Here is a 24,696-nt window from a genome sequence, read left to right on the forward strand (position 1 = left end):
ACGCCCCATGCTTTATGCTGCCGTCGCATCCGTGACTGTGCACGAGCACCGATGTTGAAAGGCGTCATCAGTGACTCGATCAGCTTTTAAAACCCCCTTCCCTTTATTGCTCGTTCGATGCAGATTCACGCTTAATACGGTGATTCCGCCGCGTTCTATGCGGGACGCTCTCCAAAAGGAGTGGTGCGAGATGTGACGTCCAAGAGGAGGTGACTGAGGCCGGAGTGCCATCTATGGCATGCCGGGCAATTCGACGATGCTGCGAATCTCCGTCGTTCCTCGTTTGGTACCGGGGATGCTGGCCGCCACCGCGATCGCTTCGTCGAGATTGGCAACGTCGATCAAAAAATATCCGGCCAATTGTTCCTTCGTTTCCGCGTACGGTCCGTCAGACACTGTTCGTTGTCCGTCGCGAACTCGAACGCAGGTCGCTGTGGAAGCAGGATGCAACGGCGCTGCACCTAAATAGTGGCCTTGTTTGTCCAATTCGTGACACAGCTGCACTGACTCTTCGCGAGCGACTTCCAACTCGTCCGGCGGCCACACTCCCTCTTCGGAGTAAATCAATAAAATGTACTTCATCGTGTTCTCGTTGTCTTAGATGTTGTTCACTAACGGGACGATTGCTGACGCGATACGTCTACTCAGTGGGCATAGCCGACATGTCCATCCAGAACATCTCCCAGATGTGGCCGTCCAAGTCAGCCAGGTTGCGGTTGTACATGAAACCAAGATCTTGCTTTGGATTGATATCGGCAATGCCACCATGCGTTGCCGCCAACTCGTTCAATTTGTCAACCGTTGCGCGATCATCGCAGGACAGAGCCAGCATGACCTCACTCGATGATTTCGGCGGGATCGGGCGACTGGTGAATGTACGCCACTTGTCGTGAGTCAGTAGCATCACATGAATGGCTTCGCTCCAAACCATGCATGCTGCCGTTTCATCAGTGAAGCGAGGGTTGTTCTCAAAGCCAAGTGCCTCGTAAAACGCCATTGAAGATTTCAGGTCGGCGACTGGCAAATTAACAAAGATCATTTTGGACATTGGAGTACTTTCTTCCTACGGGTTTTAAAGGATGGCTGATTCGATTCCGATGGACGAGATCAGGACGGCGTTTCTGCATCGCCCGGAATCTCGTGTTCGACAAGATGTGCCAATTGCAAGAGTGACTCTTGCCAGCCGAGATAGCACATTTCAGCGGGGATGAACGCTGGGAGTCCTTCGTGCAGAATCTCCATCTCGGTGCCGCAGCTGACCGTTCGCAAGGCAATCGTCTTGGTCATTTCAGCCGCCCAATCCGGGTCATCGAATGTGTCGGCCATACGAATGCGTTGATAGGGGACGAGCTCGACGAACTTACTTTCAAAGCTGTGGTGATGGCCGTTCTCAAAGTTAGTGAATGTCATGTGGTAACTGCCGCCCACTCGGGCGTCCATTCGGTCAATGGTTCCCAGAAAACCGTACGGCGGCAGCCACCGAATCAGGGCATCAGGTTCGAGAAATGCCCTGTAGACGCGTTCGGCAGGGGCTCGCAGCACGCGATGCAGGCGGACGGTGCTTGACGAATCAGTCATGGTGAGATTCTCCAGATTGTGAGTGGCTGATTGATGGATAGTCGAACGGAGACCCCGCGGTTCGACATCTCTTTCCAATCTTTTGGCCAAGCACGATCCGGGAGGAGGCCTGCGCTGGATTGCTCAAAGTTTGGTGCTGACCCGTCTTTTCGAAGCAACCGTTCTTTCCCCGTGTCACCGTCCCCGAGGAACTTGGGGGAGGTCGAATAGAGCCGGTCAGGCGAATGCGAGGGAGGGGCTCGCGTGAAGCAAGCGGCGTCGCTGTAGAGAACGATCTAGAAAGAATACTGATTGCGGCAAACTTGCTGTTTTTTCTTAGTCCGATGGGATCAGATCGCGGATGCGGCGGGTCAGACGGAAGCGAAGCTTGATTTGGCGACTGTGATATTTGTCCACCTCGCAAGTGAGCCTTACCGTGATGTGTGAGCAAAAGCGATGATGATCAGATGACGCGTTTCGTTTTGTCACCCCAGACGACACAGTCAATCCTCGATAAAGTGCTTGTCCCCAGAAGCCACCATCTGAGGTGGTGCTGTTCCTGTTTCCGCTTCCCTCAAGTTTGCTCACGCGAAGACGCAAAGGCGCGAAGAAAGATGCTCCCTCCTTCGCGTCTTAGCGCCTTCGCGTGCGAACAACCAAACCCAATTTAAAAACCCCCTTGCTCTTTTCGCATTAGTCTCGATCGAGCGAACAGCAACGCATTGGTTACCCAAGTCACACTGGGCAGTCTTGGCAACCAGGTGAACCAGCAAGCTCTCGCTGGTAACGCCCCAAAGAAAGAAACCTCACTCAACGTCTGCGCGTTGGGATGAGGGTCTGGGTTTTAAGAAGTGAACGCTCCCACCATGGAGAGCCGCGGAAGCGGCGGAAGCGTAAAGCCTGGGACGTAAGTCCCAGGTCTCGTTTCGCAGCGAACCCGATCAAGCCCCGAAGGCGGCGACAGATTGTGAGTGATACCCTCGCGTCTCTGTCGCCGCTTCGCTGACATGGCAATGTGGCACCCCATGGGGCTGACGCCCCATTCTTTATGCTCCCGTCGCATCCGCGACGGTCACGGGCGCCAAAGTTGATTGGCGACATCAGTCACTTTGATCAGCTTTTAAAACCCCATTCCCATTATTACTCGTCAAGATCCCTCGGCTACGCCAAGAATTGACTTGCCATTCCATAAATTTTGGCTTAACGGTGCGGTTCAGCGGGTGGCGGCGAGCGATTTAGCCATTGCGAAAACGGTCACTACCGCCACCCCGTTGCAACCGATGGTTCGCCGTTCTTTTCGAGTTTGTAGTCGCGTACGGATCGACGCCAGCGGATCGGAGCCCCGATTTCCAAGCGGCGTACATCAAATATATGAAGCCGATCTGGGGAATCCAAGCACAAACTGTCCCGGGCACAACCCCGATAGCGGACGTCGGGGAATCAAGTATCGCCGCCACCGAATACGCAATGCACAGCATTAACACCAATACACTCGTCGCAATGCCGTATCGAGTGTTCCGTGTCGTGCCGTACCGAGAAATCGTGAAGGCAATGGCTGGGCCAAAAATATACGTTATTGCTAGGGCCGTCACTGTTCCGGGCAAGCCAAGCATTCGAGCGATCGCAAACACCGTTGCAAGGACGGTAGTTGCAACAAGTAAGTGGTGGATACGGAACTGAGTCGGACGAGCGATGTGTTCGTTCAGTGCATGTCCTTTGTCGGCGAACGTTACCGATCACCCGGTCGGCGCGGTTGATCTTCCACTGCCGAATCGCCCCGACTCGCCGACTCGGGTGCATCGGCTGGATTGCCCACTTGGTCTGCTAGCGGCGGGAGATAGTCTACCATCTCGTGAGACCATCGCGGATCACCGTCCGAATGTTCAATTGGAGATTCAGAGATTGAGTGGATGTATCGGTCGACGAGGACATCATAGTCGTCGCGCGTCTCGTATGTCGGCCGGAAATCGTCACGCAGTACCCGTAGTTGTGTGAGAACATTGTCGACGTTGTCGTTTTCCAGTTCAACGATCGTGTTTTGAATCAAGTCTTTGGTCGCTTCTGAGAAGTAAACATTGGATTGGACGCGATCCAGGGATCCGACGATCCATGCAACCCCGAACGACATTGCGATCGCACAGATCCCCAACGTGATTCGTGTGGTGCGGTTGTCGTAGAACTCGGAGATCAACCAAGCGATGGGCAAAGCGACGACGAGCAGCAGGATCAATTCGAGCATCGGCTGGCACTGTCGTTAAAGTCACTATCTCGTTCGACGAACGGTAGACATCACGGGGGACGGACGAAAGATTTTCCATTCGAGCAAAGCTGCAAGCCGTCCTCCCGTGCATGTCATGGTTCGCTGCATTCTAGCTGGACGGAAAAGGCTTCGGCAGGCAAAACCTGTTTTAAAACCCCCTTCCCCTGGTATGTCCCCTAGATCAAAAAAAATCTAGAGAAAGGACCATCCAAACGCTCCATTGGAAGAGCTTTTTACCTTCCAACCAATGGAGCAATTCAGATGGTCTCTCGTACCAAGTCTACCAGAAAGAACAGCAACAAGTCTTCCAAACGACGCTACATCGGCAAGCCCGGTGGCGTCATCCAGGAAAGAGTCCTGAAGGTCGGTCCGCAACGATTTGGGATCGTTGCGGTCGACTGTGCAAAGCGGCGATCCAAATGGATGCTCTGCGATTTCTACGGACGTGTCATCATCGAACCGACCGAAGTGGATCACGAACGTGGGACGCTCGATGCAATGGTCATGCGAGTCCTCGAAGCTTGCCAAGCAGAAGGAATACAGGACTCTATCGTCGCCGTCGAAATGACCGGTATCTACCACAAGCCGGTGCAACGTGCGTTTCGCAAGGCGGGCTTTGACACACGCACGGTTCATCCCTTCGCATCGGCACACTACAGAGGAGCACTGCACCCGGACAACAAAACCGATGACAACGATCTCGAAGCGATCTTCCTCGCCGCTGCCGCTGGATACGGACTGTCGGTGTTTCCAGTCGACGAGACCTATCGTTCGCTCCAAAGGCTCGCACGTCACCGCCGTAACTTGGTCAAGCAGCGTTCCAGACTGAATGTTCAAATCAGAGTTCTCATGCATCAGACGATGCCAGGCTACGCGGACCTTTGGGAAGAAGACAAACTGTTCAGCCACTCGGTTGCAATGCTGATCGCAAAAAACTTCTCGTCGGCCGAGTCGATCAAGAAAGCCAAACAGGCCGGCTTGGCAAAATACTTGCGACGCTCCAAAACACGATTCCAAGAACGCACGCTCGACAAGATTTATGCATGGAGCCTGCAAGCGGCCGAGCCCGATCCACTTATCGAACTATTAACCGAGCAGTGGAAGCAACTGCTGGAGTTGCGTGACATGCTTTCTGCACAGATCACTCAAACGGAAAGGCAATCGGCATCATTTCTCGCTAAAACGCCGTACATTCTGCTGCTTTCGATCAAAGGCATCAACGTTGTCTCAGCATCGGAGTATGCCGGCGAAGCAGGTCCGATTGAGCACTATGCTTCCGCCACCGCAATCAACGGTCGTGCTGGTCTTTATCCGTCACGATACCAAAGTGACGAAGTCGACCGCACCGACACGGTTGCCAAGAACTGCAACCGACGACTCCGCGCGGCTTGCATCTTGTTGGCCAAGAACCTCATCAAGTGCCATCCCTACTACCGCGGGTTATCGGCCGTCTGGGCGACGCGAAACATTAAAACTCAAGATCGCAATTGTCGAATGGCCAACCGGGCCAATCGGATGGTATTTCAGATCGTCAGCGGTCGCCAAGTGTGGCGTGGCAGAGGCATTGATTGCGAGGCGATTCTGTTCAAGCTACGTGAATTCCATCACGCGCACGCGACGCCACTGGATCAAACCGTCGCTCACATGAACGAGGCTTATCAATGGCTTCCCAAGTCGGTGCATCAAACCGAAGGCAAGCCGTTAGCAGAGCTGGCGGGCAAGAAGCGGCGGGGCACCTCATCGATCGGCGAATTACTGATCCCACTTCTTATTCGACTTGGAGTTCGCGAAGCGAGCGAGTTAGAATCAAAGACGTCCGAAGCTTAGGGCCCACATTGGTTTGTCATCGCTGCGCAAGCGGCGCACTGACAACATCGATCCTTCCCCGAGGGCAGGCGTGGCTTTTCGAAGCTGCAGTCAATAAGCCCGTGGAAAAAGCGTGATGCTCTGTCAGCGGTTCCAACGCCGGATAAGACAGTGTGAGGCTTCTAAGCTTCGGATATCTACCAGGGTGGCGAGACGGAACCATCCAAGCTGCCAGAGACGTGCCTAGGCAGCGGACAAACCATTGGACTTTGAGTTCAAAAAAAGTTACCGTGAGGTAATGCCGATGGAGGTACGCGCGTATCTCGCCAAGGCGGCCAAATCAAAGTTCGACCATGACAGTGCTTTTCGAACCTGTTTCTTCCCCTTTTCGCGTTCTTCGAAACAGCGGCAAGCAAAAACCAAGTGAGCTAGTCAAACCACTTGGCAGGACCGCGGGCTTCTTGAACATCGGCTGCGTTCGTTCCTCACTCCCCGATGTCAAATCCTTATTGGTTATCCGGCTTTTCTGCGTTAGAGCCCCACTTGTTCACGAAGATGACTGACATCAAGGCCACAGTAATCTGCTTGATCGAACATCTCTTGTGCATATTCATGATCCATTTCGACACCGTCGCCAGTCGCGTAAATCACGGCCAGACCGGCCATTGCAGATGGGTTTCCAGCATCGGCAGCTCGCTCATACCATTTGACGGCTTCCGGCATGTTTTTCGGCGTTCCACGTCCAGTCGCGTTGAATGCACCAAGGTTATACATGGCCCGAGAATGTCCGGCATTCGCGGCACGTTGACAGGCATTGAATGCCAGTTCTTCGTCTACAGGAACACCGAGGCCATTCGCATGGTGGGCATAAATCTCAAACATGGCGTCAGCGTTGCCAAGATCAGCCGAGCGTTCTTGCAATTCAAATCCTGATTCAGGTGAGGCAGCAACGCCAAAGCCGTGCGTTGTCAGCAATGCAAGAATGTAGATTGCATCAGCGTCGTCAGGATCGGATGCAACAACTTCGGAAACGAATTGATACGCCTGTTGTGTTTCGGACTCAGTAGCGGAATCGCGTTTGAAGAACCAGCGAATCTTGGCGAGTTCAAGTTTCGCATTCTCGACGTTGGCATCAATCGCCGCCGCAATTGCGTATTCGGCAGACTTGAGATCGGGTTCGCCGAAATCGGGATAAGCGTGCCACCAAGCAAGCGTTACCCACGCGCTGGGTTCCCCATGTTGCGCAGCGGTTTGATACGCCACGGGAATCTTCGCGACTTCGTCGAATGTTAGGATGCCGAGCATCATATCGCCACGAGCGATTTGATTGCGAGTTAAATCGGCCCACGCAACGAGTTGGCCAGCGACAGCATTCGATGGCGTGCTTTGCAGAAGAGCGTCAATGTCTGGCGTGTCACTCATCGCGGTGGTTGTTGCGGGATAACGAATTGCGATCTATGCAGGCACGGGACGTGCATGCATAGATCGGGCGTTGAACTTTGTCGGAGGCTGGCAGTCCCGGAAGACTTGGATCGGAGCGTCCAATCCGCCTCAAAAAGATTCTATCTCGAACGACACTCCCGGTGTCAAACCTGGCCCACTGCCAATCCGAAACGGTACATCTGGATCGCCCGGCCCCGTTTCCTTTGCGACTTCTACCTGCGTTTCCAGGTTCACGTCGTAATCATCCGAACCGTACTGGGCCGTCCATAACTCTCGGTGTGACTCCCGCTGACGCTCCGCGTACCACTCCAGACACGTCTCACTCTCCCGCCAAAACAACTCTTTCCATGTCGGGAAAAGCTTCGCCGGGGTCAGGATTTGCATTGGGTTTTCAGTTGTAGTCTGTCCTCAATCGAAGTCGTCCGTCGCCGCCACGTCGGCGACTGGGCACAGGGATTACAGGGACAGGATTACAGGGACAGAACGCATTGCTGGGGTGGATGGCATTGGCCCCTTTGGTGACTTGGGTCAACGATCGGTCACGGAATGCGTTTCGCCTGCGTTGATCGACGTGGTGAGATGCTTTCGCCAGTGAAGTTGAGTATCTGCCAACGGAATCGAGCCCCAACACCGTTATAGGTGCCGGGACTCGAACGGAGACAGTCGGGGGAAGGCGGGAAGGTTAGAAGGAACTCATTTATAGGGCGATTGTGATCCCTCAGCGTTGGTGGTTGTGCTGGGCCGTTTTGCCTGATTTGGGATGACGTGCGGTCACGCGCGGGGCTTCACTGGTTTCGTTTCGTCTTGTCACTCTCGATGGAACCGTCAACCCTTGTTGAAGTTGCTGCACCCCGAGAAGTCTGCCCGCCTCAGAAAACATGCTAGATGTCGAACGAGCAAGGTTGGAATGTGATAAGCTCGTTTTTTTCCAGTCGGGGAGAATTGCCTCATAATGCAACTCTGACCCGCAACGGTTGCTCTATTTGGCGGGGTGCTGACGTTGCCTATTTCAATATCTTGTCCCAACGGGCATTCCATTCTGGTCGATGCCCGACTGCAGGGGACCCGTGTGCAGTGCCCTCAGTGCGGAAGCGTTTTCATAGCAACAACCAGCACACCTTCCCACCAGTCCGTACCACCAGAGAACCGACAACGCAATGACGAGGCCTTGAAGCCTTCTGCTTCTGACGCGCGCGTCGCAAATGGCTCAAAAGCTGTCCTCCCGATCGCTGCCGGATTGTCCTCGCTAGCGTCTGTCCTGATCGGTTTGAGCGTCACGATCTGGTTGCTGGTTCTGCCCAGTCCCCCGACGATACCTGTTACCCAAGCTGGGCCACAACCAGAGCGGGGCTACGAGTTTGCCGACGATTTTGAATCTCAGGGAACGGATCCAAACGACCGTCCGCCAGTCACCATTGATGTCTTCGCCGAAGAAGTCCCCGAGGACGAAAAGCTGGCGATCAAGGCCCGAGAAGAACGAGAAAGGCAACGAAAGTTACGGGAAGACAAACGCCAACAAAAACTCCGAGACGAATCGTACGCGCGGGCGCAGAGCTACGCGAAATCAATCTCATTCCAAGGAAAAATCGTCGAGCTTCCCATGCCTGCGGTGAGAGCGGCATTGGACGAGAGCACCGGAGACATCGTGATCACCGGCTCGGACAAGCCAGCCCTCATGCTGCGATCCGCTTGGTTTGATGGAACGGCTCCGGTCGAACAGATTGACGTTTCCGCGTTTCCGGCAAACAAGCTCCCTGGTGTTCAATTCAAACGTCTGAAAGATCAAACCCTTCTTGTGACCTTTGAAGCCAAACTATTGGGCACAGCTCCCCACGGCGTTGTTCGGTTGCTTGATGCGAAAACGCTTGAGCCAATCGATCCCGAGACGACGGGCTTGCGGCAGCAATTCCCAGTCTTTGGCAGGGAAATATACACCTCCAAGAACCCGAAAGATCTTTCGATCTTCACCGACAATGGTCGGTTCTTTCTCGATCGCCCCCTCTCAGATCCTCCCTCCGCGTCCTATCAGAGAAGAATTCACGGAGTCAGCGAGTCGGGAAGGATAGTGCAAGATACTTTCGCGCTCCATCTGCAAGCACCACCGGGATTTCCGAAGGGCCGCGCCTGGAAGGATGCCGATGAGAGAGACGGAGTTTTAGATCCCCTCGACCAATACTATCACTATGGCTACCCGATTTTTGGCGAAGGAAAAAAGGAACGCATTGATTCACTCGCAGAAGTTCAGTTCTTTTTTCCAGATCGGGACTTGGTGCTTCTGAAGTACGGCAGATTCAAAGACAATCGAAGGCTCCGTCTGATCCGTCGCGACGGCGAGTACATCCATGAAACCTGGATGCGTATGCCTTCGGATTTCGGTTTGAATCCTCAAGGAAATATATACCCTTACAAGACACTTCTCGATCGGCTTCATCAACGAGTCGTCGTGATCGCGGGCGACGAAGCAGCCTTGATCCCGTTTTCAGCCTTGCCAGACGACACTGAGATACCTTCTATCACACTCGATGATTTGCCAACTTACATTGAGCCTCGCAAGGAGCTTTCGGTGGACGTATCGTCCCATAGGAAAGGGACCGAAGTTACGCTGACCGAAAAGCCAGACGGAGTGCAGTTTCTGGACCACAAACTAAAGTGGACTCCCACGCCAGACCAGATCGGCATTCACCGCCTCACTTTCCAATTGAAACTCGGCGAGAAAGAATCGGAACAATCCTACGACATCGTCGTCAGTGAACGCGGTCTGTCGCTGCCGTTTGATTGCCACAGGTTTTTCTTGAGCAAAGATGGCGGCGAAGCGATTGTGGTCTCATTGGGAGCAACCACACGATTTGCGATCATCAATACGAAAACGCGGGAGACGACGGTCAGCGAGCCCTTTCCTTGGGAAGCAAAGCAACCTCGAATTCTCCGCGATGAAGACCAGCTTTTTGTGGTCGACAATGAATTCATCGTTCACACCATCGATGCAAAGACTCTCAAGGAAACTCATCGCGTTGCGATTCCCTTGGATCCCAGTCTTACGGAGTTCGAACGTGAGCAGCTACGTTGGTCGGTTGAGGCAAATTGCCTGACCGGCTCAATGAACCAAAATACACTTCGGTTCGTGCTCCCGGATCTCCAAACGCTCACGCCACCGACCGGCCTCGGAATTGACAACCAACCTCTTCGCGTCATCAACAACGGACGCTTCTCCATCGGTCCAGCGGTGCTCGATGAATTTTCCCAAAAAGTGGATTACTTGCTTGAGATCCCCGGTGCCGTACCACTGGTTCCTCGCGCCCCCACAGGTTTAGAGACTCAGTGGCGAATGCGAAACAATTCCAGGCAAAAGAAACTCGTCTTCAGGGGAGAGGAGACCCAGTCGGGTGACGTCATTGTCCATATGGAATCAGATGGTCAACCGCCTCTGGCACGAAAGATCACCCACCTCACCGCGAGCAAGAAAATCCGCTACTCAACAAATTTCGTCCAGTGCATCTACGAAGCCGGAACGCTTGGCGTGACCTGTCGTGGGGTTTTCTTTCTGTTCCGACCAGCCGAGATGGGGTGGCTGAAAGAAATGCCCAGCACGAGCGCTGAGCCGATCAAAGTGACTCCAAGGGACCCACCCTTAGTCATCACGCCAACTGGGAAAACGAAAGTCACCTATTCCCTATCGGGAGGCCAAGACCCCGCGTGCGCCATGCGTCTGTACACGGGCACTACGAAGCCCCCGGAGACCCCAGCAATCAAACCGTTGCCAAACCCCGGTGACTTCGAAGTCGATGGATCAGCCTTGGTGAAAATGATCCTCTCCAACAGAACGGCTATCGATGCGCTCAAACGCAAGATTTCGATGCAGGGTGCGAGATTGACTCCGCGAGACATCGAGTTGTTTGCCAAAAACTACCGAGACGAGATTCGTCTCTCGCTGGGAGAGCACTTTCAACCCAAGCTCTCTGGAATACCGATCTCGGTAACCTTTCAAGTGGTTGCTGGTAGCCGGGAGGACAACCAGATGATTTTCCATGCGATGCTGGTGGATGTGCCGACCAAAATGCTCTTTGCACCACTGAGCACCAACAGCCAGCAACAGCGATAAGAGAACGTAATGAGTACAAAGAAACTTACTGTGGTGTCACTCTCGGTCGCTGGGGTCTCCCTAGTGATTTGGACGCTCGTCATTGCGATGATCATCAGCAGAAGAACACAGACGGCATCCGATGGATTGGTCGCGTCCGAATCGACAACCATGTCCGCAAGCCCAAAGTCAACGGATCCCGAGAGCAAACCGGATTTGGAGACGATTGCAAAGAAAGCCGCGAGTGAATTACGAAAAATTCCGACGCCCAGCAAGAGTCGACTCGCCGGCGCGTTGGAAGGAAAATTTCCCTTCCTTCGATTTTGGGAGTCTTCGCTCGATTGGGCTTACGACGACGTATCGGGCAACATGGCAATGTTCGGGTACGAGAAATATGTTGCCATCTTTGATCTCTCTAAGCTCAACGGAAAAGACATTCCGCCGACCGAGATCGACCTGACTTTCAAACCGCAGGCCATTGGGCTCAAGAAATTCGCTGACAAAAGCTACTTCTTGGTTGTGGGAGAGCGAGATCTCATGCTGATTGATGCTCATACCAAAAAGGTCGTCAAAACCGGCAGGATATCCTTCGGCGACTTCGTCCATGTGTTCGATTGCGTTGATCGGAAAGACCCGACAATTCTTGCCAAAAAAGTCGGCATGTCGAGATACGATAATTTAGCCACACCCATTCAAAAAGTCGAAGGTCGGCATGGGAGTTCGAATACCATCGCAATCAATATCGAAACGCTTGAAAAAACTCGTGCAGTCTTCGGCCTTGTCTTCGGTGTTTCTCCAGATCGCAGTGAATGCTTGTTCATAACAGAGACTCCCAAGCCCAAGCAAATGCGTCTTGGATACTGGCCCAAGGACCCGACCAAAATGTTCAAGGCAACCGCTTCGACGGAAAAATGGCCTGACTCGGCGTCCATCCGACTCATTGGCGACGTCGTTGCGTTCGACAACGTGCTCTACAACCGTGACCTCCAGGAGATTGGCAAAACCGCGTTTCCTGCTCAAGCTCAAATGCCAGGCACCGCCTATCTCGCCTGCAGTGACGGATTCACTTTCGAGATTGTGTCGGTAAACGATCTCAAGCCGCTTTTCACCTACCGACTGCCAAAAGGTTGGGATGAGATCCTTGAGCAATCGCCGACTCGTGAAGTATCTCCTCGCGTGATCTGCGATGCCAAGTACAGACGTTTTCTGTTCTATCGGCGCGGCCATCTGATTGCATTTCCGCTGGATCAGCTGGGGCTGGCTCCGCTGTCAAGTGTGCACTTCACTTGGCGTGATCACACGCAGCTTGAGGCCGATTCGCCTTGGCAACTGCAACTCACCGGCAACGGCGAGTTGGGTGATCTCTCACTTGAAGACGCTCCCAGCGGTTTAACGATTGATGGCTCGACACTCGCCTGGGTGCCAACCTCCCAGCAGCTCGGAACGCATACTTTCTCGATCATTCACAAATTGGGTCAGTCGCAACAGAAACGCTCCATGACTTTGACCGTTCAACAGGACCCGGTCCAGGTGGAGAAGGATTCATTATGAAAATCACAGTTTCCTGTCCAAACGGGCACAAGATCTCTGCGACCGCTCGATCCGAGAAACGGCGAGTGAAATGCCCAAAATGTGGAGCGCCCTTTGAGATACCAAGCGCAACGGTGCCTGAGTCTCTTTCTACTGAGCCGCTTTCTACTGAGCCAGTGCCCCCCGAACCAATGCCCTCTGAGCCAGTGCCCCCCGAGTCAGCACCGTTGGAGGTCGCGTCTCTCGCTTCAAGTTCAGAATGGGCATCGGTCCCGGGTCACGATTTGTCCGATGACAATCTATTTGGCAAGTCATTTGAGCCGTTGTTCGACTCCAATGCGAACTCCCCGGCAGCGTTTCCCGATCCATTGGCGGCAACGTTCCCAGAAGTATCGGCCAGCGCGTTCCCGATGGCTCCTGCCGCAACGTTCCCCGTTCCACAGGTTCAACCCGAGCCTGCTCAGCCGAGCCCCGGCAAAGAGGATGCGCAGCAAAAGCAACGATTGGCTCCTCTGTGGTTGATCGGTTCTCTTTTGGGAAGCTCACTTTCTCTGATCGCTGGACTTACCGCGTTGCTATTTGTATTGACCCATCCGCAACTGGGGCGACCACAGATCAATCCCATTTTGCGTTGGAATTTCGGTGTCGGAGATCACTTTGAGGTTTTCACCAAGAACTCAGACATCACACGCAATGTCACGCTCGATGTATCGACCAAAAGCAATGTCAGTATCTGGGAGCGGTGGCAGGTGACGGATGTGGATCCGGCGGGAAACGCTACGATCGAATCGGCGATCACCAGGATGGTGATCGAAGTTGAATCGCCAGGAAACGTTTTCATTTTCGATACCAACGAGGAAGATGTGACGTCGAAACACGAGACGTTGGGTGCGAACATTCGCCCGGCGATTGGGCAAGCGGTTCCTCGAACGGTCAGTCCCCAAGGAGAAGTGTCCAACGTTCAACCGCCCGAACGCCTCCGGTCACTCAATCTGATCGGTAATCTGACTCTCGAAAAACACGCCACCTCGTTCATGATGAAGACGCCCCAGGGTTCAGTCTCTCCAGGTGATCAGTGGCAGAGCGAGGAACCAAAAGAGTTCTCGGGGGTTCATATCACGAGGTTAAACGAATACACGTATAAGGGTGCTCAGCAGCAAGCTGATAAGATTCTCCACGCTGTGACATCCAGTCAGAAAACCCGAATTGATCAAGTCCCTGAGGGTAGCTCCTTAAAAATCGTCGGCGAAGACTCCACGGGAGAATACCTTTACGATTTGCAAGCAGGCCACTTGGTTCGATTCACATCCACCGCATCGGCAACTCAAGTGGTTGGTGAAAATCCTCCGACAGAAGTAAACATGCAAACGCAGATCCTGATGACGGTAGAAAAGCGATAGCACCCCGACGCCTCCTCCCTCCGACGGCTTCACGCGATAACACGAACGCGTCGAGCTGATACGACAGCGGTTCGAGGTCTCTTTCCAATCTTTTCGCCAAACACGATCCGGCAGGAAGCATGCGCTGGATCGCTCAAAGTTCGGCATTGACCCGTCTTTTTCGTGCCACCGTTCTACTCCCCGTGTCACCTCCCCCAAGAAATCTGGGGGAGGTCGCGTTTAGCCGTTCAGGCGAATGCGAGGGAGGGTGCTCGCGTGAAGCAAGCGGCGGCGCTGTGGCGAAAAATTTAGAAAGGATACCGATTGCGGCAAACTTGCTGTTTTTTCTTAGTCCGATGGGATCAGATCGCGGATGTGGCGGGTCAGACGGAAGCGACGTTTGGTTTGGCGACTGGGATGCTCGTCCACCGCGAGAGTGAGCCTTCCCGTGGTGTGTGACCAAAAGCGATGATGATCAGATGACGCGTTTCGTTTTGTCACCCAGACGACACGGTCAATCCTCGATAAACTGCTTTGTCCCCAGAAGCAAGGCTCATGCGGGTTGACCGGGGCCGAGCGAAAGATCAACCATCACCGACGATCTCAATGCCGATTGCTTCCTGCGCGAGTGCAAACAGTTTCTTTGCCGGTTCGCTGTCGGAATCAAACGCGTAAGAAATCTCGGCTCCGCCGCACAAGCCAAAAAGATTGTTGCATCGCCAACAGACCGACGCTTCAAGATAGACGGTTCCGTCAACAATGAATCGCAATCCAATCGGTGGCACGTGACATCGCGCCGACTGACCGGGCGTGAGAGCACGCCACGCATCTGCAAACGGTCGTGCGGATTCACCATCAACCCAAACGCTGGTCTCGTCGACAGCATTTTGCATGTACTGCGAGACCCGATTCGCATCGACGCGTCGAATGTCAACGACTTCTATCGCGTCCACATGCGGTAGCGAATTCGGATCATAGTCATCCATTATAATCTACTTCGGAGGACGGCGGCGATCACGCGGTCGCCGCAAGTGATCATCCACTTCAACAACCATGACTCGTCGGCGAGTAGGCCGAGGTCTCTTTGGTTTAGGTTACGGTTTGTTTTCCCTGTCTGCCACCCGTTTGCTCTGGTGGTGTCACAATACGGTAACCATGCCGCATTGATCCCCGGCCCCTCTCAGATCCGGACGTGCCGTGTTTTAGCATCCGGCTTCCAGATGTCACTTGTCTGCCGCACGCACTGGCTGCCGGGATATCGCGATCAGGTCCCTCAATCGAAAAGCAACCGTAGGTCATGCTCTGCATGACAAAATACGGCACGTCCTGCCTTCACGCTTGACCGCTTGGATTCGGGCAATACTCCTGCCGAGGTTCGATGCTACCCAGTTGCGATGAACGGATGGTGTCGCCTACAGCAGCCCTAATGGATGGCCGCTAAATCACAGAACAGACAGTTGGGGCAAAAAAATGTGCGGGCAAAAAAATACAGGACCAAAATAACCGTAGGTCATGCTGTGCATGACGAAATACGGGCCGCCCATCTCCACGGTTGGCCGCCCGGATTGGGGAAGACATCTGCTGACGACCGATGTTGCCGACTTGCGATAGACAATTACCGGCATGCAAACCATGACCTACAGCAACTGCCGGACAAACGCTGCGTCAGAGAACCGACAGCGAAAGCCCAAGAATGGAGCATCAGAATGAACAGGAGCATTTTTTTGCCCTTCCATTTTTTTGCCCAAACTTCTCGCACCGAGGTGTCTCTGGGTCGATCTGGCAACCTGGAAGTATCGATCGATCAGACTCGACTTTGTTCCACTTGATTGGCTTTCAAGCTTCAACGGTAGCATTCGGTCGTCCGAATCCCTGAGTGCCATTTGTCGTCGTCGCTCACTCCACTTCTGGGGCATACTCGAATCGGCACGACTGGATGCCGTGGTCGATCAAGAACCTCAGGGTCCTCACCGGTTACCTGATTGACGTGATGTGTAGCGTGCGTGAGCCGACCAAGGCGAACAGCAAGCGTTCTTCGGGGCGCCGACTCCGGGTCTCTCCACGAAGCTCGCCAATGACGCGTCGCGGAGTGCTGCCTTGGGGCATGCACAAACCTTGGGCACTGTAAACCACTGGATAGGGGCCAACAGGTACCAAATTTCGGAGCGATTCCCGTTCACAGCCGCGCACACCACCCACAGTCCATTCATCCTCACTCCCTTTCTGCCTGCCTCGTTGTAGAAAGCCAGGGCTTCAACGACTGACTTCGCCCACCGGTCTTATACAGCCGCTGCAACACTCAATACTGGGCCTGTCAATACTGGGCCTGTCAATACTGGGCCTGTCAATACTGGGCCTGTGGTTAGCAGTTACCCAGGTGGGATCTCCCCCGCTCGTCAATCAGACCTTGCCAGTCCGCACGTGCAACGGTTTGTTCTGCCGTGTCCTTGTTAGCTGACTTCAAATCGAAACTGCGCGTACTCGTTACGCGCAATCCGCAAGCAGTTTGCCAGTGATTCAAGAACTGAGCAAATGCAATCGGGTTCTTCGAAGCGTCCAGCCATTTTGGGATCGGTCTTGATCGCAGCGATCATACCATCAATTGTTTCAAGGCCATCATCAATCGAAAACCATTCGTCCCATTCACCCAGTATTTCGTCAAGTTCGTCAGGATCGCCGTCAAAGTCTTCGGGAACGTCACGGTTGTCGCCAAAGGCTGTAAAGGGAGTGAGGCTGAGTTCTCGCGCGATGCTGTCGAGTGCGGCATGTTCACGCAACAAGAGTTTACCGTCAGCGTCAAATGACGCGGCAGGGACTCGCGGATGGAAAACGGGGTAAACTTCAGCACCCACGACATGGCCTCCTCAAAGGCAGAACGGCGGCGTTGACCGAGCGACGCCATTGTGGTGTCCATGTTCATCCGGCCGATGCGTCGCTTCGGTCCAACGCATGGTTCTGTCGTCTTCTTTAGCGGCACTGTACCGCTGGGATGCGACCATTGGATTGTATCGCATGCTCGGACCGCACTGCAATTCGAGCCCTGATTTCGCTCCTGATTTCGTCCCGCCGACGATGTGGCCGAAGTCGAATGCTGAGGCCGGACCGTCACACGCGATCCAATGGCAACAGATGATGATACGAGTCCTGGATCGCCAGCACACGATCTCATGCACAACAGTTCGGCGAGAGGACGCATTGCCGAAGTCAACAACATGCTGTCGGCCCCAAGATCTGCCAACTCATTCGACTGGTCGATCACTACATCGAGACGCGACGATCGAGCACTGTAACGACAGAACGGCGGCGTTGACCGAGCGACGCCATTGTGGTGTCCATGTTCATCCGGCCGATGCGTCGCTTCGGTCCAACGCATGGTTCTGTCGTCTTCTTTAGCGGCACTCTACCGCTGGGATGCGACCATTGGATTGTATCGCATGCTCGGACCGCACTGCAATTCGAGTCCTGGTTTCGTTTCTGAATATGTCCCGCCGACGATGTGGCCGAAGTCGAATGCTGAGGCCGGACCGTCACACGTGTTCCAATGGCAACAAGTGGTTCGAGCATCCGGTCGACCACACTCCATTTCACTCGCAACAGTTCGGCGAGAGGACGCATTGCCGAAGCCAACAACATGCTGTCGGCCCCAATATCTGCCAACTCATTCGACTGGTAGATCACTACATCGACACGCGACGCTCGAGCACCGTAACGACAGAACGCAGAGATCACCCAGCCGCGGCGGTGGTCTCTTGTGGTATGTAACGACGACACCCGCGGCTTGGGTGCATCGACATGGATCATCGCGGTACAAGGAGCGACGGTTGGGAAGCATCGCCGCCCGTTGCCATTGTACCGGTTGAACTCGACCGTGGGCAATTCGATCACTCTGATCAGTGCCTGCCTCCACTCTGCACTCGATCACTAGCCGCGTTGATCGCAGAGATCACCCAGCCGCGGCGGTGGTCTCTTGTGGTATGTAACGACGACACCCGCGGCTTGGGTGCATCGACATGGATCATCGCGGTACAAGGAGCGACGGTTGGGAAGCATCGCCGCCCGTTGCCATTGTACCGGTTGAACTCGACCGTGGGCAATTCGATCACTCTGATCAGTGCCTGCCTCCACTCTGCACTCGATCACTAGCCGCGTTGATCGGCGGCGTTGACCGAGCGACGCCATTGTGGTTTCCATGTTCATCCGCCCGATGCGTCGCTTCGGTCCAACGCATGGTTCTGTCGTCTTCCGAGGCGGCACCGTACCGCCGGGATGCGACCATTGGATTGTATCGCATGTTCAGACCGCACTGCAATTCGAGCCCTGATTTCGCTCCTGATTTCGTCCCGCCGACGATGTGGCCGAAGTCGAATGCCGAGGCCGGACCGTCACACGCGATCCAATGGCAACAGATGATGATACGAGTCCTGGATCGCCAGCACACGATCTCATGCACAACAGTTCGGCGAGAGGACGCATTGCCGAAGTCAACAACATGCTGTCGGCCCCAAGATCTGCCAACTCATTCGACTGGTCGATCACTACATCGAGACGCGACGATCGAGCACTGTAACGACAGAACGTTGGCGTTGACCGGGCCGCCGCCAATCAACATTGACTTCAAGAACGACGCGACCGGCGGCTCCGCGTCCAACGCTTTGTTCGTCAGGCCTTCCGAGTTCGGTCATTGGGCATCGTACTCGTACTCAGCATCGCGGTACTCGTACTCGTAAACACGCAAGACATCGTGGATCGAAGCACATTCGAGTGCCGAACCGCGAGCGATTTCGAAGAAGCGATTCTTGTCCTTGAGGCTTTGTTTGCCGTTGCCCTCTGCGATGTTCAGTGGAATCGACTGGGCCGCTCGGAGCCATTGGTCATGCGCCGGTCGATTCATTCCGGTTAGGCCTTTGGCGATGCCGTATGAGAACGCGACGTAGTCAATCGAGAGGCGATAGACGTCCAGTCGTTCATGGTCGAAAGTCGGTTGCGCCATCACGCTCCTTTCGAGTACGAGTACGAGTACCGTTGCACTGAGTACGAGTACGACTTGCCTGACGAACGATAGGGTTCAGCGGGGCCGCGCGAGCGACTGACCACTTCAAAAAACGTCAACTCGCGGCCTCCGTTGCAACCCATGGTTATTTGGCGTTCTCTTCGTCGGCGAAAACGCTGCGACTGGCCTTGGTGCCCCAAGTTCGGTTGTTGTGATCGCCAGACAAACCGGGCGCAATTGTTAGCCAGCGCCACTCGCCATCGTGGACCATGCGTGCGATCATCACAATCTGGCCGACGTGATATGTCAAATGAGTTACGGAGCGAGTGAGTGCTGCCGCGATTGTATGCGATTCACCCCTAATGAATATGGTCTGACCGACGTTCTCAGCGTCAATTGATTCGATCGCGTTGACAAACGCTGACCAACCGCGATCAAAGTACTCGATCAGCGATTGCCGGTCTCCATCCCAATCAAGAAACTCGGCATCACGATTTCGGTCAGGCTTTTCTCCGTCGGTGGTCAGGTAGTCTGTCCATCGGCTTTGAAGGTTGCCTCCAAGGTGGCGCAGGATTATCGCGACCGAGTTAGAGTCCTCCTTTGGACGCGAGTGGAGTTCGGCATCGGTCAATTGTGCGATGGTGGCGTCGATCATACGTCGGTAGGACGCAACCGTCTCACGCATCGCATCGAGCCATGTTGTCGAGTCGCACATTTTCATCGTGAGCCAAATAACGGCGGCGTTGACCGAGCGACGCCATTGTGGTGTCCATGTTCATCCGGCCGATGCGTCGCTTCGGTCCAACGCATGGTTCTGTCGTCTTCCGTGGCGGCACTGTACCGCTCGGATGCGACCTTTGGATTGTATCGCATGCTCGGGCCACACTGCAATTCGAGCCCTGGATTCCGCTCCTGATTTTGCCCCGCCGACGATGTGGCCGAAGTCGAATGCCGAGGCCGGACCGTCACACGTGATCCAATGGCAACAAGTTGTTCGAGCATCCAGTCGACCACAATCCATTTCACGCGCAACAGTTCGGCGAGAGGACGCATTGCCGAAGCCAACAATATGCTGTCGGCCCCAAGATCTGCCAACTCATTCGACTGGTCGATCACTACATCGACACGCGACGATCGAGCACTGTAACGACAGAACGCTTGCCGTCAGCGGGCGGCGACGAAAGATTTACCATTCGTGCAACGGCAACTTCGCCGCTCCGTTGCACGGCATTGTTATGCGGCGTTTGGGATTGAATCAATGAAGATCACGTCATTTACAGATACATGGTATCCAGAGTGCATGAACCAAGTGCGTTCATCTTTTAGCGATGATGTGTCGCTAGATGCGGCGGCAATCGCAGATGCGATCATGGTTGCGGGAGCGTTTATTGCACAGTCGATTGACAACAGCATCGGACACACGGCAGAGGGTGGGAATGGTAGCACGTTGCTTGATGCGATCAACAATCTTGGGAGAGAGCTAAACGACATCGCTGACAAGTTTGTCGAGTGATTCGTCCGCATAACGCTTGCCGTCAGCGGGCGGCGACGAAAGATTTACCATTCGTGCAACGGCAACTTCGCCGCTCCGTTGCACGGCATTGTTATGCGGCGTTTGGGATTGAATCAATGAAGATCACGTCATTTACAGATACATGGTATCCAGAGTGCATGAACCAAGTGCGTTCATCTTTTAGCGATGATGTGTCGCTAGATGCGGCGGCAATCGCAGATGCGATCATGGTTGCGGGAGCGTTTATTGCACAGTCGATTGACAACAGCATCGGACACACGGCAGAGGGTGGGAATGGTAGCACGTTGCTTGATGCGATCAACAATCTTGGGAGAGAGCTAAACGACATCGCTGACAAGTTTGTCGAGTGATTCGTCCGCATAACGGCGGCGTTGACCGAGCGACGCCATTGTGGTTTCCATGTTCATCCGCCCGATGCGTCGCTTCGGTCCAACGCATGGTTCTGTCGTCTTCCGAGGCGGCACCGTACCGCTGGGATGCGACCATTGGATTGTATCGCATGCTCGGACCGCACTGCAATTCGAGCCCTGGTTTCGCTCCTGATTTTGTCCCACCGACGATGTGGCCGAAGTCGAATGCTGAGGCCGGACCGTCACACGTGTTCCAATGGCAACAGATGACTCGAACATCCGGTCGACCGCACTCCATTTCACGCGCAACAGTTCGGCGAGAGGACGCATTGCCGAAGCCAACAACATGCTGTCGGCCACAAGATCTGCCAACTCATTCGAGTGGTCGATCGCTACATCGACACGCGACAATCGAGCACTGTAACGACAGAACGGTGGCGTTGACCGAGCGACGCCATTGTGGTTTCCATGTTCATCCGCCCGATGCGTCGCTTCGGTCCAACGCATGGTTCTGTCGTCTTCTCTAGCGGCACCGTACCGCCGGGATGCGACCATTGGATTGTATCGCATGTTCAGACTGCACTGCAATTCGAGCCCTGGCTTCGCGCCTGATTTCGTCCCGCCGACGATGTGGCCGAAGTCGAATGCCGAGGCCGGACCGTCACACGTGTTCCAATGGCAACAGATGACTCGACCATCCGGTCGACCGCACTCCATTTCGCGCGCAACAGTTCGGCGAGAGGTCGCATTGCCGAAGCCAACAATATGCTGTCGGCCCCAAGACCTGCCAACTCATTCGACTGGTCGATCACTACATCGACACGCGACGATCGAGCACTGTAACGACAGAACGCAGAGATCACCCAGCCGCGGCGGTGGTCTCTTGTGGTACGTAACGACGACACCCGCGGCGTGGGTGCATCGACATTGATCATCGCGGTACAAGGAGCGACGGCTGGGAAGCATCGCCGCCCGTTGCCATTGTACCGGTTGAACTCGACCGTGGGCAAATCGATCACTCTGATCAGTGCCTGCCTCCACTCTGCACTCGATCACTAGCCGCGTTGATCGGCGGCGTTGACCGAGCGACGCCATTGTGGTTTCCATGTTCATCCGCCCGATGCGTCGCTTCGGTCCAACGCATGGTTCTGTCGTCTTCCGAGGCGGCACCGTACCGCTGGGATGCGACCATTGGATTGTATCGCATGCTCGGACCGCACTGCAATTCGAGCCCTGGTTTCGCTCCTGATTTTGTCCCACCGACGATGTGGCCGAAGTCGAATGCTGAGGCCGGACCGTCACACGTGTTCCAATGGCAACAGATGACTCGAACATCCGGTCGACCGCACTCCATTTCACGCGCAACAGTTCGGCGAGAGGACGCATTGCCGAAGCCAACAACATGCTGTCGGCCACAAGATCTGCCAACTCATTCGAGTGGTCGATCGCTACATCGACACGCGACAATCGAGCACTGTAACGACAGAACTACTAAGTTAAACCCTACTCACCCAGTGATATATCTGGATTTCGGGTAATATCACCTAATCAAGTAGGGGTTAATACCTGAGAACACTCGTCTCGTCAAGTTGAGTGATATTACTCTTTTCACTCAACTGAAGCAAGACGCACCGTCTTAGGATCAATCGGATGACACTTTCAAGCTTTGAGGTCATGATGACATCGGCCGAGAATAATGTCGACGAGAACGACCGGGTCTGGTTCCCCAAATGGCTGCGGAGGTATGTGATGATGTTTCGCAATGGCGATGACGGACGAATTGACCGTCAATCTTGACTCGACACTGCGATTTTCTCGAATGCTGTTAGCCTCGGGTGCTCCCGCGTGGCAGCGTTGGCAAGCGGTGAGGGCGGTTGAATGAGGTGTGTGAGACGTTACGCAATCCTAAAACTTGCCCAACAAAAGGGAGGGCCTGCAATGCCGGAAGGCAATCTCAGGACGCCCGAATCGGACCTGGAGGAGCGTGGACACATTGACCCCAGGGAACCATCTAACGAATTTTGCAGTATCTGTCGCTGCCTCCGCAGCTTGATGAGATGTTTGTCGGTTGGACGTGGGGCTGACGCCCCACGCTTTATGCTGTCGCTGCCTCCGCAGCTGGAAGCGGTCACACGCAGAGGAAGTTTTCTTGTTCGATGGTCAACATCCATCGGCACGTTTGACCAACGCAGCAAAGTGCTGTGTCCCCCGGATCGTTTCCTAAGGACATTGAAACGACGATGAAGTACGTGCATGTCGAAGTGGGATTTGATGGCCGCTTGCAGAGTCCGATCGATCGGTTGCTGCAGGAAGGAGGTTGTCTTGGTGGTGGCAATTCAGATCGCGTATCGTCGGTGTGATATCAGACGTAGATTCGACGTGTTGGATGACGCCGGGTTGCCGAGTAGAGATGTGAGAACCGGACGTTCTCTATCGCGTGGCGGCTGATGGGTGCAGCTTGTTTGTTGAAGACGCATGGGGGGACTGCTCGCTTTGCTCGCCGGGTTAGCGTCTCGGAGAGACTCTGCGATGAATAAGTTCCCGCTTGCGGATTGTCGTTCGACTCTCCGAGTCGACAACGTACAGCGGAGAACGCTATCGACTTGGAAAGTCGAGCGACAATTGTTGACCGCACGTCCCGAGAGACGCTGCCACGTGGGTTGCCAGGATTTTTCGGGGGAAGGTGGGGGTGGCTTGGGGAGTGCAGTGCCCAGTGCAGTGCTGAGCGGCTGAAGCCTGGACTCCAACTCGTGCAGGGATTACAGGGACAGGGCACTTTGCTGGAGTGGATGTCACTGGCCCCTTTGGTGATTTGGGTCAACGATCGGTCGCGGGATGCGTTTTGCTTGCGTTGATCGACGTGATGAGATGCTTTCGCCAGTGAAGTTGAGTATCTGCCAACGGAATCGAGCCCCAACACCGATGTAGGCGTCAGGGCTCGAAGTGAGAGAGTTGTGCAAGGCAGGACGGTTAAAAGTAGCTCATGTATTGGGCGATCGTCATCCAGACGGCGTTGGCGGTGGTATTGGATGGAGCAACGTCGTTTCCGTCTTCAAATTGTTGGCTGACGGGGACCAAGTTCCAATCAACCAGATAGAAGACGGCGATGCGTGCTTGGTCTCGACCGCGTCCGCCGATCACTTCGCCTTCAAGTGGGTCGTCGCCTGGATCAAGGATGTCGTTGCCGTTGTTGCCACGTAGGAAGTCCTTGCCTTCGCCACCATACAGGTAATCCCATCGACTGCCCCCGTAGAGTATGTCGTTGCCGCCGTAGCTGTAGGCGATAGAGGGCTTTGCGGTGAGGTTGTAGAATTCGTCCCGATCGTCGTCGCCGTCAAACTCAACGTAGACAAAGCTGGATAGGCCGTAGGCGTTGACCACTTGGAACGGCCCGTTATCGACGGCGTACTCGATGATCATGTAGTCGTCGTATTGGCCTTGATACTCCGTCAAGCGAATGCGTTCTTTCGCTCCCGCGACGTTTGATTGAAGTCGGACGACGCCGCCGGATCGGTTCATGATCAGGTCGGCGGAAGCCGTGTTGGCGAAGCCGACGGCGGCGATTGCGGCGACGATCAGAGCATTGAGTAAGGTCCGAGACATGGTCGTTCTTTCTTTCGGCGTTGCAGAGGAAACTGGTTTGTCGGTGTGACACTCTGCTGAGCGTGCCAACACCCGAGATGTGACAGGATTTTCCGAAATTCTCTTGCGCGATCGAAAACAGCCGGCGCCGATTGGTTCTCGTCTCGTGTTTTCCGGCGACAATGGT

29 protein-coding genes are annotated in these 24,696 nt (G+C 54.5%); 12 read left to right on the forward strand and 17 right to left on the reverse strand.

Features of this window, described 5'->3' with window-relative positions:
* Positions 1 to 231 precede the first annotated feature (231 nt).
* The 4 genes from Pla52nx_RS00620 to Pla52nx_RS00635 all read right to left on the reverse strand — a co-directional run bounded on the left by Pla52nx_RS00620 (position 232) and on the right by Pla52nx_RS00635 (position 3,796).
* Complete coding sequence (locus Pla52nx_RS00620; protein WP_146521841.1) at positions 232 to 582, reverse strand: YciI family protein; 351 nt, start codon at positions 580 to 582, stop codon at positions 232 to 234.
* 58 nt (positions 583 to 640) lie between these two features.
* On the reverse strand, positions 641 to 1,048 hold the full coding sequence (locus tag Pla52nx_RS00625; RefSeq protein WP_146521840.1) for a VOC family protein: 408 nt from the start codon (positions 1,046 to 1,048) through the stop codon (positions 641 to 643).
* A gap of 59 nt (positions 1,049 to 1,107) precedes the next feature.
* A complete protein-coding gene (locus tag Pla52nx_RS00630) occupies positions 1,108 to 1,578 on the reverse strand; it encodes an SRPBCC family protein (protein ID WP_146521839.1) in 471 nt (156 codons plus the stop codon).
* 1,708 nt (positions 1,579 to 3,286) lie between these two features.
* On the reverse strand, positions 3,287 to 3,796 hold the full coding sequence (locus tag Pla52nx_RS00635) for a hypothetical protein (RefSeq protein WP_231742229.1): 510 nt from the start codon (positions 3,794 to 3,796) through the stop codon (positions 3,287 to 3,289).
* A 282-nt stretch (positions 3,797 to 4,078) separates the two neighbouring features.
* Between Pla52nx_RS00635 and Pla52nx_RS00640 the strand changes: the two genes are divergently transcribed.
* Positions 4,079 to 5,644, forward strand: coding sequence for an IS110 family transposase (locus Pla52nx_RS00640; protein WP_146521838.1), 1,566 nt, complete (start codon positions 4,079 to 4,081; stop codon positions 5,642 to 5,644).
* A gap of 510 nt (positions 5,645 to 6,154) precedes the next feature.
* On the opposite strand, the gene Pla52nx_RS00645 is transcribed toward Pla52nx_RS00640, so the two are convergent.
* Positions 6,155 to 7,045: a tetratricopeptide repeat protein gene (locus Pla52nx_RS00645; protein WP_146523822.1), complete on the reverse strand. Its 891-nt coding sequence runs from the start codon at positions 7,043 to 7,045 to the stop codon at positions 6,155 to 6,157.
* A gap of 129 nt (positions 7,046 to 7,174) precedes the next feature.
* Complete coding sequence (locus Pla52nx_RS00650; protein WP_146523821.1) at positions 7,175 to 7,450, reverse strand: hypothetical protein; 276 nt, start codon at positions 7,448 to 7,450, stop codon at positions 7,175 to 7,177.
* An 853-nt stretch (positions 7,451 to 8,303) separates the two neighbouring features.
* On the opposite strand from Pla52nx_RS00650, the gene Pla52nx_RS00655 reads away from it, so the two are divergent.
* From Pla52nx_RS00655 to Pla52nx_RS00665, 3 genes are all read left to right on the forward strand, one after another.
* Positions 8,304 to 11,165 (forward strand): hypothetical protein, encoded by a 2,862-nt coding sequence (locus Pla52nx_RS00655; protein WP_231742880.1) that lies wholly within the window; start codon positions 8,304 to 8,306, stop codon positions 11,163 to 11,165.
* Positions 11,166 to 11,174: 9 nt separating this feature from the next.
* Positions 11,175 to 12,695, forward strand: coding sequence for a hypothetical protein (locus Pla52nx_RS00660; RefSeq protein ID WP_146523820.1), 1,521 nt, complete (start codon positions 11,175 to 11,177; stop codon positions 12,693 to 12,695).
* Between the two features lie 170 nt (positions 12,696 to 12,865).
* Positions 12,866 to 14,074, forward strand: a complete 1,209-nt coding sequence (locus tag Pla52nx_RS00665) for a hypothetical protein (RefSeq protein ID WP_146523819.1) — start codon at positions 12,866 to 12,868, stop codon at positions 14,072 to 14,074.
* 563 nt (positions 14,075 to 14,637) lie between these two features.
* On the opposite strand, the gene Pla52nx_RS00670 is transcribed toward Pla52nx_RS00665, so the two are convergent.
* The 3 genes from Pla52nx_RS00670 to Pla52nx_RS00680 all read right to left on the reverse strand — a co-directional run bounded on the left by Pla52nx_RS00670 (position 14,638) and on the right by Pla52nx_RS00680 (position 17,067).
* Positions 14,638 to 15,039, reverse strand: coding sequence for a hypothetical protein (locus tag Pla52nx_RS00670; RefSeq protein WP_146523818.1), 402 nt, complete (start codon positions 15,037 to 15,039; stop codon positions 14,638 to 14,640).
* Positions 15,040 to 16,503: 1,464 nt separating this feature from the next.
* Positions 16,504 to 16,905, reverse strand: coding sequence for a hypothetical protein (locus Pla52nx_RS00675; RefSeq protein ID WP_146523817.1), 402 nt, complete (start codon positions 16,903 to 16,905; stop codon positions 16,504 to 16,506).
* A 12-nt stretch (positions 16,906 to 16,917) separates the two neighbouring features.
* Positions 16,918 to 17,067, reverse strand: a complete 150-nt coding sequence (locus Pla52nx_RS00680) for a hypothetical protein (RefSeq protein WP_197455171.1) — start codon at positions 17,065 to 17,067, stop codon at positions 16,918 to 16,920.
* 105 nt (positions 17,068 to 17,172) lie between these two features.
* Here Pla52nx_RS00680 and Pla52nx_RS00685 point away from each other — a divergent pair, with 105 nt between their 5' ends.
* Positions 17,173 to 17,343, forward strand: a complete 171-nt coding sequence (locus tag Pla52nx_RS00685) for a hypothetical protein (RefSeq protein WP_342190317.1) — start codon at positions 17,173 to 17,175, stop codon at positions 17,341 to 17,343.
* Here Pla52nx_RS00685 and Pla52nx_RS00690 read toward each other — a convergent pair.
* Together Pla52nx_RS00690 and Pla52nx_RS00695 are read right to left on the reverse strand one after the other, a co-directional pair.
* The gene (locus tag Pla52nx_RS00690) at positions 17,312 to 17,938 is read right to left on the reverse strand and encodes a hypothetical protein (protein ID WP_342190318.1); all 627 of its coding nucleotides are present in this window, start codon (positions 17,936 to 17,938) and stop codon (positions 17,312 to 17,314) included. The two genes, Pla52nx_RS00685 and Pla52nx_RS00690, sit on opposite strands and share 32 nt — an antisense overlap.
* 223 nt (positions 17,939 to 18,161) lie before the next feature.
* Positions 18,162 to 18,344, reverse strand: coding sequence for a hypothetical protein (locus Pla52nx_RS00695; RefSeq protein WP_146523815.1), 183 nt, complete (start codon positions 18,342 to 18,344; stop codon positions 18,162 to 18,164).
* Positions 18,345 to 18,449: 105 nt separating this feature from the next.
* Between Pla52nx_RS00695 and Pla52nx_RS00700 the strand changes: the two genes are divergently transcribed.
* On the forward strand, positions 18,450 to 18,620 hold the full coding sequence (locus Pla52nx_RS00700; RefSeq protein ID WP_342190317.1) for a hypothetical protein: 171 nt from the start codon (positions 18,450 to 18,452) through the stop codon (positions 18,618 to 18,620).
* Between the two features lie 111 nt (positions 18,621 to 18,731).
* On the opposite strand, the gene Pla52nx_RS00705 is transcribed toward Pla52nx_RS00700, so the two are convergent.
* From Pla52nx_RS00705 to Pla52nx_RS00715, 3 genes are all read right to left on the reverse strand, one after another.
* Positions 18,732 to 19,043: a four helix bundle protein gene (locus Pla52nx_RS00705; protein ID WP_146523814.1), complete on the reverse strand. Its 312-nt coding sequence runs from the start codon at positions 19,041 to 19,043 to the stop codon at positions 18,732 to 18,734.
* Positions 19,044 to 19,188: 145 nt separating this feature from the next.
* Complete coding sequence (locus Pla52nx_RS00710) at positions 19,189 to 19,764, reverse strand: DinB family protein (protein WP_146523813.1); 576 nt, start codon at positions 19,762 to 19,764, stop codon at positions 19,189 to 19,191.
* Positions 19,761 to 19,916: a hypothetical protein gene (locus tag Pla52nx_RS00715; RefSeq protein ID WP_231742878.1), complete on the reverse strand. Its 156-nt coding sequence runs from the start codon at positions 19,914 to 19,916 to the stop codon at positions 19,761 to 19,763. The genes Pla52nx_RS00710 and Pla52nx_RS00715 overlap by 4 nt, the downstream gene beginning before the upstream one ends.
* 106 nt (positions 19,917 to 20,022) lie before the next feature.
* On the opposite strand from Pla52nx_RS00715, the gene Pla52nx_RS00720 reads away from it, so the two are divergent.
* From Pla52nx_RS00720 to Pla52nx_RS00730, 3 genes are all read left to right on the forward strand, one after another.
* Positions 20,023 to 20,190, forward strand: coding sequence for a hypothetical protein (locus tag Pla52nx_RS00720; protein ID WP_342190319.1), 168 nt, complete (start codon positions 20,023 to 20,025; stop codon positions 20,188 to 20,190).
* A 111-nt stretch (positions 20,191 to 20,301) separates the two neighbouring features.
* Positions 20,302 to 20,556, forward strand: coding sequence for a hypothetical protein (locus Pla52nx_RS00725; protein WP_197455169.1), 255 nt, complete (start codon positions 20,302 to 20,304; stop codon positions 20,554 to 20,556).
* A gap of 116 nt (positions 20,557 to 20,672) precedes the next feature.
* Positions 20,673 to 20,927: a hypothetical protein gene (locus tag Pla52nx_RS00730; RefSeq protein WP_197455169.1), complete on the forward strand. Its 255-nt coding sequence runs from the start codon at positions 20,673 to 20,675 to the stop codon at positions 20,925 to 20,927.
* Here the strand turns inward: Pla52nx_RS00730 and Pla52nx_RS00735 are convergent.
* Positions 20,895 to 21,497 carry a hypothetical protein gene (locus tag Pla52nx_RS00735; RefSeq protein WP_342190320.1) on the reverse strand — a complete coding sequence of 201 codons (603 nt, stop codon included), beginning with the start codon at positions 21,495 to 21,497 and terminating at the stop codon, positions 20,895 to 20,897. The genes Pla52nx_RS00730 and Pla52nx_RS00735 overlap by 33 nt on opposite strands.
* 105 nt (positions 21,498 to 21,602) lie before the next feature.
* Between Pla52nx_RS00735 and Pla52nx_RS00740 the strand changes: the two genes are divergently transcribed.
* Positions 21,603 to 21,770 (forward strand): hypothetical protein, encoded by a 168-nt coding sequence (locus Pla52nx_RS00740; RefSeq protein WP_342190190.1) that lies wholly within the window; start codon positions 21,603 to 21,605, stop codon positions 21,768 to 21,770.
* Positions 21,771 to 21,951: 181 nt separating this feature from the next.
* Here the strand turns inward: Pla52nx_RS00740 and Pla52nx_RS00745 are convergent, their stop codons facing one another.
* Positions 21,952 to 22,134 carry a hypothetical protein gene (locus tag Pla52nx_RS00745; RefSeq protein WP_342190321.1) on the reverse strand — a complete coding sequence of 61 codons (183 nt, stop codon included), beginning with the start codon at positions 22,132 to 22,134 and terminating at the stop codon, positions 21,952 to 21,954.
* A gap of 105 nt (positions 22,135 to 22,239) precedes the next feature.
* Between Pla52nx_RS00745 and Pla52nx_RS00750 the strand changes: the two genes are divergently transcribed.
* Together Pla52nx_RS00750 and Pla52nx_RS00755 are read left to right on the forward strand one after the other, a co-directional pair.
* The gene (locus tag Pla52nx_RS00750; RefSeq protein WP_342190194.1) at positions 22,240 to 22,407 is read left to right on the forward strand and encodes a hypothetical protein; all 168 of its coding nucleotides are present in this window, start codon (positions 22,240 to 22,242) and stop codon (positions 22,405 to 22,407) included.
* Positions 22,408 to 22,577: 170 nt separating this feature from the next.
* Positions 22,578 to 22,724 carry a hypothetical protein gene (locus Pla52nx_RS00755; protein ID WP_197454142.1) on the forward strand — a complete coding sequence of 49 codons (147 nt, stop codon included), beginning with the start codon at positions 22,578 to 22,580 and terminating at the stop codon, positions 22,722 to 22,724.
* A 1,173-nt stretch (positions 22,725 to 23,897) separates the two neighbouring features.
* Here the strand turns inward: Pla52nx_RS00755 and Pla52nx_RS00760 are convergent.
* The gene (locus tag Pla52nx_RS00760) at positions 23,898 to 24,530 is read right to left on the reverse strand and encodes a hypothetical protein (protein ID WP_146517662.1); all 633 of its coding nucleotides are present in this window, start codon (positions 24,528 to 24,530) and stop codon (positions 23,898 to 23,900) included.
* Positions 24,531 to 24,696: the final 166 nt, after the last annotated feature.

The organism is Stieleria varia (genome assembly GCF_038443385.1).
Classification (GTDB): Bacteria; Planctomycetota; Planctomycetia; order Pirellulales; family Pirellulaceae; genus Stieleria; species Stieleria varia.

Excerpts from the sequence above, each read along its gene's own strand:
- Pla52nx_RS00620 (WP_146521841.1), bottom strand. The coding sequence starts at position 582 with ATGAAGTACATTTTATTGATTTACTCCGAAGAGGGAGTGTGGCCGCCG.
- Pla52nx_RS00625 (WP_146521840.1), bottom strand. The coding sequence starts at position 1,048 with ATGTCCAAAATGATCTTTGTTAATTTGCCAGTCGCCGACCTGAAATCT.
- Pla52nx_RS00630 (WP_146521839.1), bottom strand. The coding sequence starts at position 1,578 with ATGACTGATTCGTCAAGCACCGTCCGCCTGCATCGCGTGCTGCGAGCC.
- Pla52nx_RS00635 (WP_231742229.1), bottom strand. The coding sequence starts at position 3,796 with ATGCTCGAATTGATCCTGCTGCTCGTCGTCGCTTTGCCCATCGCTTGG.
- Pla52nx_RS00640 (WP_146521838.1), top strand. The coding sequence starts at position 4,079 with ATGGTCTCTCGTACCAAGTCTACCAGAAAGAACAGCAACAAGTCTTCC.
- Pla52nx_RS00645 (WP_146523822.1), bottom strand. The coding sequence starts at position 7,045 with ATGAGTGACACGCCAGACATTGACGCTCTTCTGCAAAGCACGCCATCG.
- Pla52nx_RS00650 (WP_146523821.1), bottom strand. The coding sequence starts at position 7,450 with ATGCAAATCCTGACCCCGGCGAAGCTTTTCCCGACATGGAAAGAGTTG.
- Pla52nx_RS00660 (WP_146523820.1), top strand. The coding sequence starts at position 11,175 with ATGAGTACAAAGAAACTTACTGTGGTGTCACTCTCGGTCGCTGGGGTC.
- Pla52nx_RS00665 (WP_146523819.1), top strand. The coding sequence starts at position 12,866 with ATGCCCTCTGAGCCAGTGCCCCCCGAGTCAGCACCGTTGGAGGTCGCG.
- Pla52nx_RS00670 (WP_146523818.1), bottom strand. The coding sequence starts at position 15,039 with ATGGATGACTATGATCCGAATTCGCTACCGCATGTGGACGCGATAGAA.
- Pla52nx_RS00680 (WP_197455171.1), bottom strand. The coding sequence starts at position 17,067 with ATGCGATACAATCCAATGGTCGCATCCCAGCGGTACAGTGCCGCTAAA.
- Pla52nx_RS00685 (WP_342190317.1), top strand. The coding sequence starts at position 17,173 with ATGGCAACAGATGATGATACGAGTCCTGGATCGCCAGCACACGATCTC.
- Pla52nx_RS00695 (WP_146523815.1), bottom strand. The coding sequence starts at position 18,344 with ATGCGATACAATCCAATGGTCGCATCCCGGCGGTACGGTGCCGCCTCG.
- Pla52nx_RS00700 (WP_342190317.1), top strand. The coding sequence starts at position 18,450 with ATGGCAACAGATGATGATACGAGTCCTGGATCGCCAGCACACGATCTC.
- Pla52nx_RS00705 (WP_146523814.1), bottom strand. The coding sequence starts at position 19,043 with ATGGCGCAACCGACTTTCGACCATGAACGACTGGACGTCTATCGCCTC.
- Pla52nx_RS00710 (WP_146523813.1), bottom strand. The coding sequence starts at position 19,764 with ATGAAAATGTGCGACTCGACAACATGGCTCGATGCGATGCGTGAGACG.
- Pla52nx_RS00715 (WP_231742878.1), bottom strand. The coding sequence starts at position 19,916 with ATGCGATACAATCCAAAGGTCGCATCCGAGCGGTACAGTGCCGCCACG.
- Pla52nx_RS00720 (WP_342190319.1), top strand. The coding sequence starts at position 20,023 with ATGGCAACAAGTTGTTCGAGCATCCAGTCGACCACAATCCATTTCACG.
- Pla52nx_RS00725 (WP_197455169.1), top strand. The coding sequence starts at position 20,302 with ATGAAGATCACGTCATTTACAGATACATGGTATCCAGAGTGCATGAAC.
- Pla52nx_RS00730 (WP_197455169.1), top strand. The coding sequence starts at position 20,673 with ATGAAGATCACGTCATTTACAGATACATGGTATCCAGAGTGCATGAAC.
- Pla52nx_RS00735 (WP_342190320.1), bottom strand. The coding sequence starts at position 21,497 with ATGCGATACAATCCAATGGTCGCATCCCGGCGGTACGGTGCCGCTAGA.
- Pla52nx_RS00740 (WP_342190190.1), top strand. The coding sequence starts at position 21,603 with ATGGCAACAGATGACTCGACCATCCGGTCGACCGCACTCCATTTCGCG.
- Pla52nx_RS00745 (WP_342190321.1), bottom strand. The coding sequence starts at position 22,134 with ATGCGATACAATCCAATGGTCGCATCCCAGCGGTACGGTGCCGCCTCG.
- Pla52nx_RS00750 (WP_342190194.1), top strand. The coding sequence starts at position 22,240 with ATGGCAACAGATGACTCGAACATCCGGTCGACCGCACTCCATTTCACG.
- Pla52nx_RS00755 (WP_197454142.1), top strand. The coding sequence starts at position 22,578 with ATGACACTTTCAAGCTTTGAGGTCATGATGACATCGGCCGAGAATAAT.
- Pla52nx_RS00760 (WP_146517662.1), bottom strand. The coding sequence starts at position 24,530 with ATGTCTCGGACCTTACTCAATGCTCTGATCGTCGCCGCAATCGCCGCC.